Genomic DNA, 15,065 nt, shown 5'->3' with positions numbered 1-15,065 from the left:
ATCATGCTTATCACAATGAAAGAATTATTAAAAGTTGCTTCAAAACATCATTTTACGATTGGTGCCTTTAATGTTACCGAGGTCTCAAATTTCAAATGTGTTTTTGAAACGGCGGAAGAACTGCAGGCACCGACGATTATTGCGGTAGCTGCCAATGAACTGGACTTCTGTGAAAAGGAATACTATCAGTATGTGCGGGAGAAATTGATGAACTCACAAGTACCCTACTGTCTGCATCTGGATCATGGCCGCTCATTGCAGGATTGTCTTCGCGCCATACAGGCCGGTTTTACATCAGTAATGTTTGATGGCTCACATCTGCCTTATGAGGAAAACGTGGCTCAGACTAAAGCGATTGCGAAAATTGCGCATTGCATCAATGTATCTGTCGAGGGTGAGCTTGGTACGATCGGCAATACCGGCAATAGTGATGAAGGCGGCGCGGATATTGTCTATACTCAGCCGGAAGAGGTTGTGGACTATGTCGCAAAAACCGGCGTCGATACACTGGCCATTGCCATTGGTACGTCTCATGGTTTATATCCAGAAGGCTTTAAACCAGTATTACAGCTTGATCTGCTTAAGCGCATCAGGGCGGTCAGCGATATCCCATTGGTGCTGCATGGCGGTTCTGGTCAAGATGATGAACAGGTGCGTCAGGCATCCAAGATCGGTATTCAGAAAATTAATGTTGCCAGTGAATATAAGGCAGCGTATTCATATGAATTAAACCGTATTATCACAGAAACAAAAGATTTTAAATTTGCTATTACTATGCCAAAAGCAATGGCAGCTGCCAAAGCGGTAGTCGCCCATAAGATGAATGTTTTTGGCTGCATCGATAAGGCTTATCTATATTATGAGAATTTAAGGCGGGGTGAAGAGGCATGAAAGTAGTAATGATTCATACAAGTCCGGTATCACTGAATGAATTAAAAGCATTGTGCGCAGAAATCATACCGGATGTGGAATTAGTAAATATCATTGATGACAGTCTGCTTGATGAGGTGAAGAAGAATGGCGGTCTGACGCCTGCTATTATCAGCCGCATGTGTCAGTATGTGCAGATTGCTGATAAACTGGCACCGGATTTAATTTTCAATCAATGCTCCTCGGTGGGTGAAGCCTTTGATCTTGCGAAGCGGTGCACATCAAGGATGACTTTAAAAATTGATGAAGCGATGGCTGAAAAAGCGGTATCCCTAGGTACAAAAATCGGTGTCATCGCCACTGTGGCATCAACGATGCTGCCAAGCTGTAATCTTGTGAAAACCAAGGCTGAGACTGCGGGTAAGAATGTGGAAGTAAGGGAATATTTGGTAGATGGCGCTTTGGACATTTTAATGAAAGAGAAAAATGTGGAAAAGCACAATCAGCTTGTTTTAGCACAGATTCAAAAAGCCGCAGAAGAGAATGATGTCGTGGTATTGGCACAGGGATCAATGACTTCCTTGCTGCCTTATCTTGACGGGATAGCCAAGCCAGTGCTGACCAGTCCGCGATTGGCAATTGAGCGAATTAAGCAAATGCTGGAAGGAGAAATAAAATGAGTGAAAAACATTATTTTCAGCGTGTAAAGGAACAGAGTGAAACCCGCTTCTGGATCAATAATGTGACTGAAAAAGAAGCGCATTGGGCGATTGATGAAGGAGCGGTGGGCTGTACTCAGAATCCATCATATGTCTATAAGATGATGAATCATCCGGATATGCAGGAAAAGGTTGAAGCCTTGATTAAAAAATATGTTGGTGAGGAATCCGATGCCAATGAAATTCTAATCAAGATTCAGCGTGATTTAGTTAAAGATATTGCGGCTGTCTTTCTAGATCAATATGAGGCCAGTCAGGGCCGCTGCGGTTATGTGAGTATTCAAGGCGATCCTTTCCATGAGGATGCGGATACGATTATCGCGCACGCACTGTTTAATCGTCAGGCAGGCCCTAATATTATGGCTAAGGTACCGGTTACTGAGGAAGGCTTAAAGGCCATTGAGGTATTGGTCGCGCAGGGTGTACCGATCAATGCGACTGAGGTTATGTCTGTCCGTCAGGCATTGGATGTCTGTGAGGTATATGAACGAGCAACCCATGGCATGAAAAACAAGGCGCCGATTTATTATTCACACATCACCGGTATTCTTGATGAGTATTTAAAAAAGGTTGTCGAAACAGAAAAGATTGAGATATCAGCGGACACACTGTGGCACGCGGGAATCTGTGCGGCTAAGAAAACTTACTGGCTCTGCCGCCAGAAAAATAAGGAAGTTGGTTTTATCGGCGGCGGTGCTCGCGGTTTGCATCATTTCACGGAAATGGTGGGCGCGGATGCGAATATCACGATTAATTGGCAGGGGACAGCCGATAAGCTGATTGCCGAGAATCCAATGGTTGTGCAGCGCTTCTTTATGCCGACGCCGGATCGTGTGGTCGATGAGTTATGCACGAAGCTGCCTGATTTTAGAAAGGCTTATTTTGTGGAAGCTATCAAACCATCTGAATATGAAGATTTTGGTCCGGTAGTCTTGTTCAGAAGCAGCTTTGAAGATGCCTGGTTAAAGGCATTGGATAAAATCAGATCTTATCAATGAAGATAAGATGGATATTCATTGATCTTGACGGGACGCTGTTGGATCAGCATAAGCAGCCGGGCAGTAAAGGCTTATTGGCAATCAAGGCTCTAAAGCAAAAAGGTCTGCATATCGGTTTAGCAACCGGGCGCAGTGTTGATATCGTGCTGAAACTGTTGAAATCATGGCAGCTGGTCAATCAGATTGATGTAATTATCGGCATGAATGGCGCCCAGATCTATTCGCTCAAAGAGGCAGTTTGTTTCCGCCAGCATCTATTAAGCGCTGAACAGCTGAATGCGATTATCACTTTTTGTCTGCCTTACAATATTAATTATTATCTTTATGATATGATGAAGCAGAAGGCATACCTGCACAGGCTGGATGATTATGGTAAATACATCATCTCTATAAATCAGTCAACATATGATATTCAAGTGCAGCCAATCATTAATAATTACGAAAAACTGCTTGTATTATGCGAGCCGTCAACAAGCAAAGCGGTTATCGATTCACTTCAATCGTTTACTGATTTGCGGGTGATGCAGACACTGCCGTTTTGTCTGGAAATCGTCAGCATCGAAAACTCAAAATGTAACGCTGTCCGACAAATCTGTGAACATGAGGGCTGTTCCTTGCGTGAGGTAATGGCATTTGGTGATGAAATGAATGATTTAGATTTATTATTGGAGTGTGGTATTGGCGTGGCGATGCTTAACGGCAATGAGCAAATCAAAGCCAGTGCTGACTGCTGCACAGAATATGATAATAATCATGATGGTGTCGGTGAATTTTTATATCAATACTTTCTTATATGAAAAAGGTCTGCTTTTGGGCAGATCTTTATTTTAGCGTATTAAATGACAATCATTGAAATTATCTTGACTTAATAAGAATTAGATTTTGAATGAATACTTTGCTTAAATTCACTTAATTTAATAGTAAAAAGTTCAGCTTTTTTGTATAATTAATCATATAATATCATAAGGAAGCAGGGGATTTTATGAGAAAAGCAGGAATATTGCTTGCCGTTTCATCATTGCCAAGTAAAACGGGTGTAGGCGATTTTGGACCGGCATGTTATCAATTTATAGATGATTTAAAGGCATGTGGAATGCAGTGCTGGCAGTTTTTGCCGCTGAATCCGCTCGGCTATGGTAATTCGCCCTATCAGCCTTATTCATCATTTGCCATTGATGATCTCTATTTGTCACTGGATTCTTTAAAAGCAGAAGGTCTGATAGCTGGTTTTAAGGAATACAATGCGCAGGCTGATCGTGTTGATTACGCGGCAGTGCGAGCTTTTAAGGAACCGTATATCTATGAGGCATATCAGAACTTTGAGCCGGATGATGGATATCGTGAGTTTATTAAAAATGCGTGGGTGCATAATTACGCGGTATTCAAAGCATTGAAAAAACACAATGATGATAAGCTTTGGATTGATTGGCCAAGCAAGCAGAAAAATTGGATCAAAAATCATGAATTTGACTTAGAACCGTTTAAAGAGGATATCCGTCTGGAGATGTTTGCGCAATACAAGCTGTATCAGCAATGGATGAGCGTTAAGGCTTATGCCAACAAACAGGGGATTCAATGTATCGGTGATATTCCAATTTATGTGGGTCTTGACAGTGAGGATGTGTGGAGTCATCAAGACAGCTTTTTGCTTGATGATGACGGCCATCCATTGTTTATTGCCGGCGTACCGCCTGATTATTTTTCCAAGACGGGACAGCGGTGGGGAAATCCTATCTATGACTGGGACTATCTGAAAGCTCATGATTTTAAATTCTGGGAAAAGCGAATTGCTTATAATCTCAGCCTGTTTGATATTGTGCGTATCGATCATTTTAGGGCTTTTGATACGTATTGGAAAATCCCTGCGGACTGTCCGACCGCTGTTGTTGGCGAATGGATAGAAGCACCAGGCTATGAATTATTTGATCATTTACTGAAAACTCTGCCAAACTTTCATATTATTGCCGAGGATCTGGGCGATTTGCGTAAAGAAGTGCTGATTCTGCGTGACCACTACCATTTTCCTGGCATGAAGGTTATTGAGTTTACCTTTGATCCTTGGCATGAGGATCACAATGCACAAACAAATATGATTGTTTATCCAGGTACCCATGATAATCAGACACTGTGTTCATGGTATGAGGATCAAAACTGGCGCTTTAAGCTGCGCTGCCGCTGGTCACTAAGAAAATATCGGCATGCTTCTATGCTTGATCGGCTGCTTGAATATACATTCTGCGATGCTGCGGACACTGCCATCATTGCGATGCAGGATATTCTAAAGCTTGATGATGCGGCACGTATGAATACACCCGGTACCATTGGTTCACCAAACTGGGAATGGAAGATGATTGATTTCTCTGCTTTTGAACAGCGTATTCCCGAGCTGCGAGACATGCTTGAAAAAGGGAATCGCTTATGAAAATAATTGAGAAATACTTTAAAATTCTCTGTGTTTTCACCGCATTTCTAATTGTTTTAAGCGCTTTTAATCAGTATCCGATTAAGCTGCGTACTGATGTGAAACAGGGATTCAGACCTTTTGAAAGCGGCTGGACCTGTGAGATGAATAGCATTGAAAGCTTTCCATATATGATTGAAGGCAATGCAGATACCTTTTGGATATCCAATGAATTGCCTGACGTAACTGAAAATGATTCACTGATTATCCGTGATTCCTTTAAGGGGCTGCGTGTTTATGTTGATCAGCAGCTGATTTATGAATATATGCCGACCGTTACAACATTCAATAAAATCCGCGGTGATATATATCTTTATATCCCTTTGCAGACAGCTTACAGCCATCAGAAAGTCAGCTTTGAAATAATTGGTGACACACAAATACCAGGCGGTATTTCAATGATTGCCATAGGTGATGAAGCCGCTCATATGCTGGCACTGCTTCAGGAAAATGCCATTAATATCGTTATTTTATTGATGATGCTGCTGTTTGGCTTAGGCCTTATAGCTGTGGCAGCATATTTGGATTTCAGGAAAAAGACATATGATTACCGGGTCTTTTTGTACCTCGGTGTCTTTGCGCTGATTTCGGCGGTTTGGCTACGGATTCACCAGCCTACCATGTCAATGAAGCGGATGCCGCCGCGGTTTCACTGCTTTCTTTTATCAGCTTTATTGCAATTCCTTTGCCAATTGTCGCTTTTGTTAATGTGATCTGTGTCAAGCAAAAGCGCCTGCTTCAAGTGCTGATCAATATTCTTTATTTGAATTTACTGATTCAGCCAGTGCTGTATATTTTGAATCTGACTAATTTTATAACACTGCTGCCGCTGACTCACGCGCTGATTGTCGGCTCCGTAGTATGTATGGTCTATGCCTTGATTCAAGAAATTAAAACCAGCAATTCAATGATGGCCAAAGGTATATTAATTGCCTTATCGATTCTGATCGTCTTTTCACTGGTCTCCTTAGTTCAGTTTTATGTTAAACCGATCGTCACCGGCCGTACTTCATTCATGTTTGGTTTTATTGCCTTTATTATTTTACTGGTTTATTTTTGTATTAAACGAGTATGGCTGTTATATGAACAAAATACGAAGCTGGCACTTTATCATAAGCTGGCCTATAACGATATCATGACAAATGCGAAGAACCGCACCGCTTTTAATGAAAAGATGGCTCAGCTGATGAATCTGTCAACAGAATCAATGGCTTTAATGATTCTGGATATCAACAATCTAAAGCAGGTAAATGATCAGTATGGTCACCATGAAGGCGATGAAATGATAATTAATACTTGTCACTGTATTCTTAATGCCTTTAGTGAAATAGGTGAAGTATACCGTATCGGCGGTGATGAATTTGTGGTTTTAATGCTTAATAAGCCTGAAAACCTTGATATTTATCTCAGCCGTTTAGAAATGGTAATACAACGATTTAACGCTGATCATCAGCATCCAATTTCACTGGCATACGGATGTGCTGTGGGAAGTGATCAGACAGATATTGAAAATTTATTTAAGCAGGCTGATAAGAATATGTATCAGTGCAAATTTGATCAGAAAGCGCATAACGGTCAGTAAATAATCTAAAAGGGGAGTGTGTGTTCGCACTCCTTTTAATATAGAAAAAGCATCCCATAGGATGCTTAAAGTTTCCAGATATCTTGATTATACTGCGCAATAGTACGATCCGAAGAGAAGAATCCGGCTTTTGCGATATTAACAAGCATTTTCTTTGTCCATTCCTCATGCTTCTCATAATCAGCGAGGCAGCGGTCTTTTTCCGCAATATAGGCATTCAGATCAAGCAGTGTCATAAACCAGTCCTTATTGATTAATTCCTGCTGCAGCTGCCGTAAAATCTTTCTTGAACCGATGCTGCATAATTCTTTCGAAACGATAAAGTCTACGCACTGTTTAATATGCGGCTCCTGCTTGTAGATTTTCTTACTGATATAATCATGGTTCTGATAGTGAGCGATAACCTGTTCACTGCTTTCACCAAAGGTATAAATATTCTGTTCGCCAACCAGCTCAGCAATCTCTACATTCGCGCCATCCGCTGTACCTAAAGTAACCGCGCCGTTCAGCATGAATTTCATGTTGCCGGTACCGCTGGCTTCCTTGCTTGCCAGTGAGATCTGTTCAGAAATATCGCAGGCAGGAATCAGTTTTTCAGCCAGTGTCACATTGTAGTTTTCAACCATGACAACCTTGAGATATGGAGCAACATCAGGGTCTTTGGCAATGAATTCAGAAAGACAGAGAATCAGATGAATAATATCCTTGGCAATGATATAAGCAGGCGCTGCCTTAGCACCAAAGATCATCGTGATAGGCCGGGCTGGTAATTTACCTGCTTTAATTTCAAAATATTTATGAATGATATAAAGCGCGTTCATTTGCTGGCGTTTATATTCATGCAGACGCTTGATTTGAATACAGAAGACAGATTCTGGATCAAGATCAATATTTTGTGTGGCTTTAAGCATCTGTGCCAGTTGCTTCTTTTTTAACTGTTTGATAGCGGCCAGCTCATCGAGGCATTGTTTATTATCCTTGAATGCCAGCAATTGTTCCAGCTTAGCGGCATCTTTCTTATAATCACTGCCAATCCATTGATTCAGCCATTGATCCAATTCAGGGTTGCAGGCATAAAGCCAGCGTCTGAAGGTAATGCCGTTCGTCTTGTTATTGAACTTCTCAGGATAAATCTGATAGAAAGGCTTTAATTCAGTGTTCTTTAAGATTTCCGTATGAATGGCTGCTACCCCGTTGACTGAATACCCATAATGAATATCAATATGCGCCATATGCACTAAATCAGCATCATCAATAATAGCAACGCTTGGATTATCATAATGAGCCTTTACTCTTTGATCCAATGCTTCAATGATCGGCATGAGATGCGGTACCGCTTCTTCTAAAAAGCGGCGCGGCCATGTCTCTAAAGCTTCCGCAAGGATCGTATGATTTGTATAGGCGCATGTTTTAGAAGTAATCGCAATCGCTTCATCTAAGTCAATTCCCTCAAGCATCAGCAGGCGAATCAGTTCCGGAATAACCAGTGTCGGATGAGTATCATTAATCTGAATCGTCACAAATTCGTTGAGTTTATGAAGATCAAGACCTTCCTTCTTGGCATTCATTAAAATATATTGAGCGCCGTTGCTGACCATGAAATACTGCTGATAAATACGCAGCATCCGGCCTGCCTCATCAGAATCATCAGGATAGAGGAAAAGTGTCAGATTGCGTAAGAGATTCCCCTTATCAAAATCAATGCCGTCATGAACGATGCTTTCATCAACCTTTTGTATATCAAAAAGATGCAGCTGATTTTTGCCATTCTCATAACCGACAACATCAATGTCGTAAAGCTTGGAATCTAAAGAGAAGCCGCCAAAGGGTACAGTGAAAGTAACATCACGTTCACGCAGCCAACTGTCTTTTTCAATCCATGGATTAATTTCTTCTTTTTGCTGATGATTAACAAACTGTTGCTTAAATAAGCCAAAATGGTAACAGAGACCGATACCGTCACCCGCTAAGCCAAGGGTAGCGATAGAGTCTAAAAAACAAGCGGCAAGCCGTCCCAAACCGCCGTTGCCAAGCGATGGTTCTGGTTCAATTTCCTCGATTTCAGCTAATGAACGGCCATGGCTTTCTAACAATGTCTTTGCTTCATCATAGAGATTCAGATTAATTAAATTATTAGAGAGCAGCTTGCCGATCAAAAATTCAGCGGATATATAATAAAGCTTTTTCTTGCCTTGAATGATTGACGTGTCAGCTAATCGCTGTTTAAGCACACTCAGTAAGGCATAATAATATTGTTCATTACTGGCTTCTTCAAAGCTGGTAGAAGCCTTTTCAAATAGTTCATTTAATTGTTTTTCAAGTGTCATGTTCAACCCCTCTTACTGCAATCAGTATAACAAGAGCGGCTCTCTTTCGCAAGTAAATTAGCGGATAATCAGCCTTATCTCAATGCATGAGTACGCGTTTATCCCAGATGACACCAGCGGTAAGAATTAAAAGACCGCATAAGCGGAAAAAGGATAAGGATTGTAAAAGCAATAAATCCAGCAGGGCAGAACCAAAGAGCTGTCCGATCAGCAGCAGTGTTGTTGATTGAAACAGATTCATATGCTTGAGTGAGGTCACGTTGATGATCAGTGCCAGCAAACCGCAGACACCGCCCAGATAGAGCCAAAATGGGGCTGACAGAAAGCTTTCAGCATTCACATAAGCCGGATTTAAAAACAGAAAAAGCAGCAAGGAAAGCAGGGAGGCTGTGAGATAATTAATCAGCGACCCGCAGGCTGTCCCCAGATAGGTAGTTGCCTGATAATTGATTGTTTTCGATATGACATTGATACAGCCAAGCAGAAAAGCAAGTATGATATACATAAGGTACCTCCTAATTAATCAGCACAATTACCAGTCCGCAAAGAATCATCAGCAGGCATGGTATCCGTTTCTTATTGAAGCGCAGCTTCGGTAAATGAAAAGCACCGGTATGATCAATCACTATGGAACAGAAGATCTGCCCGGTAATTGACAGACAGGTTGTTAATGCGGCGCCGATGACACTCACACTGACACTGGTAAAAGCCACCAGAACCAAGCCGAAGATGCCGGCGCTGTACAGATACCAAGGCATTGGATAAAGACGAATCCTTTCCTTTTTAATAAGCAGATAAACAAGCAGCATAACAGCGCCGATACAGTGAACAATCAAGCTTGTTCCATAAGTTCCAATATAATTGCTTAACAAGCCGTTAAAGCTTTGCATACATGCCAGCATCAAGCCAGCGATAAATACTAAGAAATAAATCATGGCATAACCTCCCCTTTAATGAGTCTAATTTAACATAAGGGACTTGCAACTAACTATGACATATGACATAGTTAAAGAAAGAGGTGTTTTATGATAATTATAAATGATGAGAAATTGAAGCAGCAGCTGATTGAATCTGTGCATCTTGATCAAGCCTTGCCATTAGAAGTCTGTGCGCAAATGAAGCTTTGTAAGTTTGATGCCCATGAATATATCTGTGTTGAATTTGAACCCTTAGCAAATCTTTATTTTATGCTTAAGGGAAAATGCATGGTTACTAAGCTGCTCAGCAATGGCAAACGAAATTTAATCAGCTTTTATGAAGGCTTTACTTTGTTTGGGGAGATTGAATTAATTGAAAATACGAAGGCATCATGCAGTGTGGAAGTGCTTGAATCAGCGTTATGCCTGATGATACCCCATGAACCATGCCGTAAAATATTACTCGCGGATATTCAATTCATGAATCGTTTATGCAGCTTTTTTACACAGAAAATGCGGCATAACGATCATAATGCCTCGATTACTCAGCACTGTACCACCGAGGAAAAGCTGGCCAGTTATATCATTTCTACGCAAAGAAATCATCAATTCAGAGAAAATCATACTCAGCTGGCAGAATATCTTGGCTGCAGTCACCGTCAGCTTCTGCGTGCGCTGAAGCAATTTTGTTTGCGGGGCTGGCTGAAAAAAACAGAAACTGGTTATCAGCTGATCTGCTTAGATGAATTAAAAGCGGCGGCGAATGATATTTATATGCTGGATAATGAGATGGCTAGAATATTTATAGGACAATGAAGCAAAAACGGCGCTCAGTGATGAGCGTTTTATTATGTGCGATATTCATACTTTGATTAATGAATCATTATATTCAAAATATTCATCATAATTTGAATATTAATCGGCTTAAATCGGCATAAAAAGCATATTACAATTCAAATAATTCTATTTATTCAAAAATAAATAATAAAAAATGAATAAAATGGTTGACGTAACCATAAAACACGTTATAATGAAATTGTAAGTGATAACGCTTTCACAAAAGGAGGGCTGAGGACAAAGCGTTATGCCAGCAATCTATATTAAATAAAGAAAGGGGTTAATTTATGATAACTCATTATCGTGTTGACATGCGAGTGGTACATGGACAAACGACTACGATTTTAAAAAAATCTTTCCCATTGAATCGAATTATTGTAATCGATGATGAAATTGCGAAGGATAAATACATGGTCAGTCTTTATTCAAGTACCGTATCCAGTGATATTAAGGTGCATATTCTGGATCTTCAAAAGGGCTTTGACAATCTGAAGAAAGCTGAAGATTCACAGCTTAATTATTTCGTTATTTTTAAAACACCAATTACCGTTAAACGGCTGTTGGAAAAGGGGTATGTATTTAAGGGGCCAATTACGATTGGTCAGCAGTTTATCAGAGATAACGCACCAAAGTATTTGAATTCTGTAGGCAGTACGGAAGAAGAATGGGCAGCGATTCAATATGCTCATGATGCTGGTGCAGAAATAATTTTTGATCCTAGCTGTAAGTTTGAAAATATTTCATTTGATGAAGCCAAAAAGAAGTACGAAAGCGTACATCAGGGCTAGAAAGGGAGTTCAATCATGTTTGTCATTCAATGTATCCTTATCGGTATATTAACTACGTTTGCTTCATCCGGGTCGGCACCAATTGGCGGCTATCCGCTCAAATATTTATTCCAGCGTCCGTTTATCGGCGGTCTATTATGCGGTATTATTCTTGGTGATATTCAAAAGGGTGTTATTATCGGCTGTGCTATGCAGCTCGTTTATATCGGTTATTTCCAGGTCGGCGGTGTTGGTTCAATGGATATGGGTATTATCTCCTTCCCATGTGTAGCCATCGCTATTGCTTCAAATATTGATACGACAGCAGCTATCGCACTGGCAACTGGTCTGGCAACGGTTTTCACATCAATTGATTCAGTGGTACGGCTTGTCTGTGTACAGTTTGGTGAAATGATGAAAAATGCGGCTGCGGAAGGTAACTGGAAGAAGTTTACATGGGGTTATGTAGGTCTGCCGACTATTTTCTATCTGTTGGAACGCGGTGTGCCAAGCTTTCTGTTAGTTTACTTCGGTACGGCTGCTGTTGATGCTTTATTAGCATTCATGCCGGCATCGTTAATGACTGCCTTCGCGGCTGTCGCAACCGTCCTGCCTGCCATTGGTATGGCGGCTTTGATGGGCTATCTGGTAGAAGATATCTGGGGTATTGTTTTCTTCCTGTTTGGCTTTGCCTGCTACGTATATTTAGGTTTAAGCACAACGGCCATCATTTTCCCGGCCATTGTTGTGGCTTACTTATATTATCGAACGATGAATAAGGGCGCTAAGCCATCAGAAATCGATGAAAGCGAGGAAATCATATAATGGCAACAATCAGAAAAGAAGCGCTCAGTAAGAAAGAGCAGAATCAATTATATACACGTTATTTATTATATGGCTGCCCAGGTGTTGATGCGGTATACCTGCAAGGTAAGAGCTGGCCTTGGTGGCTGCTGCCGTTCTATAAAAAGTTTTATGATCAAGAGGGAATTACCGAGAATATCATGCGTCATTTCACATGGTACAACACTGAGCCAATTGCCGGATCACTGATCTTTGGTATCGTATTGGGGCTTGAAGAAGAAAAAGCAATCACCGGGGATGTTGATCCTGAAATGATTACCGCTATTAAATCTGGTTTGATGGGACCGGTTGCCGGTATTGGTGATTCATTGATTCAGGCGACGCTGATTCCGATTCTGATTACTTTGACGATTGCCATCAGCGGTGAAAGCGGCAGTCCATTGGGACCTATTTTCTATACCGTTGCGTTGCTGGCGATTATTCTGGTATTTGGTAAAGTGCTTTTCAATAATGGTTATCGATTAGGAAAAAAATCACTGGAATTCTTCGGCAATGCCGGTATCAGTGATATTACAAAGGCAGTCGGTGTATTTGGTTTAATTGTTGTTGGCTGTCTGTCAGCATCAAGAGTTAAATTCGCGCTGAAGCTGGCATTTGAAAATAATGGTGAACAAGTATTATTCTCTGATATGCTGAATCAGATATTCCCTAATTTGTTAAGTCTTTTGTTGATCCTGCTGTTCTATTATCTGCTTAAGATAAAGAAAGTTAAAATGCAGACACTTTTCTATGTGGTCATGGCAGCGGTGATTGCCCTTTCATTGCTGGGTATTGTCTAGGCTTAATTCGAGGGTGAGGAAATGAAAAAAATCTATCACGTCGAGCCTGTGCTGGAATCCTTTGTCTGGGCAGGTGATAAAATTACTGAATATTATGGCTATCAAACGACGATGACAAAGGTGGGGCAGGCATATCATGTCATTGCCCTGCCTGATCATCTTGACAATATAATCAGTGAAACTAAGGAGCATTTATCCGAGTTCTTTGAGCGTCACCCTGAACTGTTTGACTGCCAATACCCTATTTTCCCAATCCGTATGGCTACCTCATGCGGACAGGGACTGATGTCTTATCATCTGCATCCCAATGATGAATATGCGTGGCAGCATGAACATTGCCGCGGTAAGGTATCCGGCGGGGTTGCTATTTTAGATAAGCCAAATGAAACAGTCTATAAACGCATGGGGCATACTGCTAAAACAATTGAGGAATTTAAAGAGCTGTTTGAAAAGCGGGATTTTGATAATTTGCTTCAGCGTGTAGAAGTGAAACCAAATCAGTTTTTAAATACACCGGCTGGGGTAATTCACAGCGGCGGCGGCTCTGAAACGATGAGTGTGGTATTCTCAACCAATTCAGACATCACTTACCGCATGTATGATTATGAACGTGATGATCCCAAAAGACCCTTGCATCTGAAACAAGCTTTTGAATGCTTGAATATGCCGGAAACAGATTTAAAACCGCATGATATCATTGATGAAAAACAGCCGGGTATGATCATTCATCATTATTATTCCAAGCCCAATGAATATACTGCCAAAGGCTTTAGCATCAACGGTGAAGGGACTTATGAATGCGATCAATTCCTTTTTATCCTTTGTGTTAAAGGACAGGGGATGATTCATGATACAGCCATTCACAAAGGGGAAACCTTATTTATTCCTGCTCATTTTGGACCTTTTGTATTAAAAGGTGAAATGGAATGTATGAGTATTTCTTATATTGAGGAATAATATGGAACCAATCAATACCGTATTGGGATCACTTGCGTTAAAGGATTTAGGTTTTACTTTGATGCATGAGCATTTACTGCTGAGTGATTGGAATCTGAGAATGGCTGATCCACAATTTTTTGATCAAGAGCAGGCGATGCAGATGATTGAAGAAGTAATCGCTGATGCCAAGGCGCATGGTGTGGAAACGCTGGTTGATGTTACACCGATCAATTACGGCCGTGATGTCTTACTGATGCAGGCCATCGCTAAACGCACCGGCATGCAGATTATTGCGGCAACCGGTGTGCTGGGCTGTGAAGATGTCTGGCTTAGAGATATGCCTGAAGAACTTTTAGTAAAGCTGTTTGTTCGTGAATTGAGTGAGGGCTGTCAGGGCAGTGATATCAAGTGCGGTGTTATTAAATGCGGAACTACTGAACTAGGCTTTACTGCAAACACAATAAAGGTCTTGCGGGCTGCCGGCAAAGCGCAGCGGCTTACCGGTGCTCCCATCATTACTCACTGCCGGCCGGCCAATACGCGTCAGGGTCTATTTCAGCTGGATCTGTTTGAAGAACAGGGAGCGGATTTAAGTAAAGTAGTCATCGGTCATTTCCGCAAGGGTGATCCGCTTGATTACGCGTTTAATGTTATGCAGCGTGGCGCCTATATCGCTGTCGATCAGATGAATTTTAACGCTCATCAGTTGGCGCATAATTTAAAGGTGATTAAAACGATCTGCCAGCACGGCTGGGCTAAGCGGCTCATTCTCTCCCATGATGCCGTCATCTGTTTCAATTCAGCGCGCTTTGCGGATTATGATCATAAATCATACATTAATTATGCACCGGATTCTTTAAGCTATTTGATCAGAGAGGTGATTCCTCTCTTGCGTGAAGAGGGGCTTACGGAAACGGAGCTTCATCAGATTTTTATTGAGAATCCAAAACATATTTTTGAAGCATCAGGCATTTAAGCGCTCCCTAAATGCCTGTTTCCCTAACA

General features: G+C 41.3%; 16 protein-coding genes. 13 read left to right on the top strand and 3 right to left on the bottom strand.

Annotated features, from left to right (window positions below; translation table 11 throughout):
• Positions 1-3: 3 nt before the first annotated feature.
• The 7 genes from DAHG_RS04180 to DAHG_RS04150 all read left to right on the top strand — a co-directional run bounded on the left by DAHG_RS04180 (position 4) and on the right by DAHG_RS04150 (position 6,630).
• Complete coding sequence (locus tag DAHG_RS04180; protein WP_022937073.1) at positions 4-891, top strand: ketose-bisphosphate aldolase; 888 nt, start codon at positions 4-6, stop codon at positions 889-891.
• The gene (locus tag DAHG_RS04175) at positions 888-1,550 is read left to right on the top strand and encodes an aspartate/glutamate racemase family protein (protein WP_022937072.1); all 663 of its coding nucleotides are present in this window, start codon (positions 888-890) and stop codon (positions 1,548-1,550) included. Before DAHG_RS04180 ends, DAHG_RS04175 begins: the two co-directional genes overlap by 4 nt.
• Complete coding sequence (locus tag DAHG_RS04170) at positions 1,547-2,587, top strand: transaldolase family protein (protein ID WP_022937071.1); 1,041 nt, start codon at positions 1,547-1,549, stop codon at positions 2,585-2,587. The genes DAHG_RS04175 and DAHG_RS04170 overlap by 4 nt, the downstream gene beginning before the upstream one ends.
• Positions 2,584-3,384 (top strand): Cof-type HAD-IIB family hydrolase, encoded by an 801-nt coding sequence (locus tag DAHG_RS04165; RefSeq protein ID WP_022937070.1) that lies wholly within the window; start codon positions 2,584-2,586, stop codon positions 3,382-3,384. Before DAHG_RS04170 ends, DAHG_RS04165 begins: the two co-directional genes overlap by 4 nt.
• Before the next feature lie 185 nt (positions 3,385-3,569).
• A complete protein-coding gene (gene malQ, locus DAHG_RS04160; protein WP_022937069.1) occupies positions 3,570-5,009 on the top strand; it encodes a 4-alpha-glucanotransferase in 1,440 nt (479 codons plus the stop codon).
• Positions 5,006-5,761 (top strand): hypothetical protein, encoded by a 756-nt coding sequence (locus tag DAHG_RS04155; RefSeq protein WP_022937068.1) that lies wholly within the window; start codon positions 5,006-5,008, stop codon positions 5,759-5,761. The genes malQ and DAHG_RS04155 overlap by 4 nt, the downstream gene beginning before the upstream one ends.
• Positions 5,644-6,630, top strand: a complete 987-nt coding sequence (locus DAHG_RS04150) for a GGDEF domain-containing protein (RefSeq protein WP_147576391.1) — start codon at positions 5,644-5,646, stop codon at positions 6,628-6,630. Before DAHG_RS04155 ends, DAHG_RS04150 begins: the two co-directional genes overlap by 118 nt.
• A gap of 65 nt (positions 6,631-6,695) precedes the next feature.
• Here the strand turns inward: DAHG_RS04150 and DAHG_RS04145 are convergent, their stop codons facing one another.
• From DAHG_RS04145 to DAHG_RS04135, 3 genes are all read right to left on the bottom strand, one after another.
• Entirely contained in the window at positions 6,696-8,957 is a 2,262-nt protein-coding gene (locus DAHG_RS04145) for a glycogen/starch/alpha-glucan phosphorylase (RefSeq protein ID WP_022937066.1), read from the bottom strand.
• 79 nt (positions 8,958-9,036) lie between these two features.
• Entirely contained in the window at positions 9,037-9,462 is a 426-nt protein-coding gene (locus tag DAHG_RS04140; RefSeq protein ID WP_022937065.1) for a DMT family transporter, read from the bottom strand.
• 10 nt (positions 9,463-9,472) lie between these two features.
• Positions 9,473-9,892, bottom strand: coding sequence for a DMT family transporter (locus DAHG_RS04135; protein ID WP_022937064.1), 420 nt, complete (start codon positions 9,890-9,892; stop codon positions 9,473-9,475).
• Positions 9,893-9,982: 90 nt separating this feature from the next.
• On the opposite strand from DAHG_RS04135, the gene DAHG_RS18740 reads away from it, so the two are divergent.
• The 6 genes from DAHG_RS18740 to DAHG_RS04105 all read left to right on the top strand — a co-directional run bounded on the left by DAHG_RS18740 (position 9,983) and on the right by DAHG_RS04105 (position 15,036).
• Complete coding sequence (locus DAHG_RS18740) at positions 9,983-10,690, top strand: cyclic nucleotide-binding domain-containing protein (RefSeq protein ID WP_022937063.1); 708 nt, start codon at positions 9,983-9,985, stop codon at positions 10,688-10,690.
• A 308-nt stretch (positions 10,691-10,998) separates the two neighbouring features.
• Positions 10,999-11,499 carry a PTS sugar transporter subunit IIB gene (locus tag DAHG_RS04125; RefSeq protein ID WP_022937062.1) on the top strand — a complete coding sequence of 167 codons (501 nt, stop codon included), beginning with the start codon at positions 10,999-11,001 and terminating at the stop codon, positions 11,497-11,499.
• A gap of 15 nt (positions 11,500-11,514) precedes the next feature.
• Positions 11,515-12,303: a PTS sugar transporter subunit IIC gene (locus DAHG_RS20430; protein ID WP_022937061.1), complete on the top strand. Its 789-nt coding sequence runs from the start codon at positions 11,515-11,517 to the stop codon at positions 12,301-12,303.
• Positions 12,303-13,121, top strand: coding sequence for a PTS system mannose/fructose/sorbose family transporter subunit IID (locus tag DAHG_RS04115; protein ID WP_022937060.1), 819 nt, complete (start codon positions 12,303-12,305; stop codon positions 13,119-13,121). Before DAHG_RS20430 ends, DAHG_RS04115 begins: the two co-directional genes overlap by 1 nt.
• 21 nt (positions 13,122-13,142) lie before the next feature.
• On the top strand, positions 13,143-14,078 hold the full coding sequence (locus DAHG_RS04110) for a class I mannose-6-phosphate isomerase (RefSeq protein ID WP_022937059.1): 936 nt from the start codon (positions 13,143-13,145) through the stop codon (positions 14,076-14,078).
• A gap of 1 nt (position 14,079) precedes the next feature.
• Positions 14,080-15,036, top strand: a complete 957-nt coding sequence (locus tag DAHG_RS04105; RefSeq protein WP_022937058.1) for a phosphotriesterase family protein — start codon at positions 14,080-14,082, stop codon at positions 15,034-15,036.
• Positions 15,037-15,065 lie beyond the last annotated feature (29 nt).

Origin of the sequence: Dielma fastidiosa, from assembly GCF_000313565.1 — a bacterium.
Taxonomy (GTDB): domain Bacteria; phylum Bacillota_I; class Bacilli_A; order Erysipelotrichales; family Erysipelotrichaceae; genus Dielma; species Dielma fastidiosa.
This window is presented reverse-complemented; position numbering and strand designations above follow the sequence as displayed.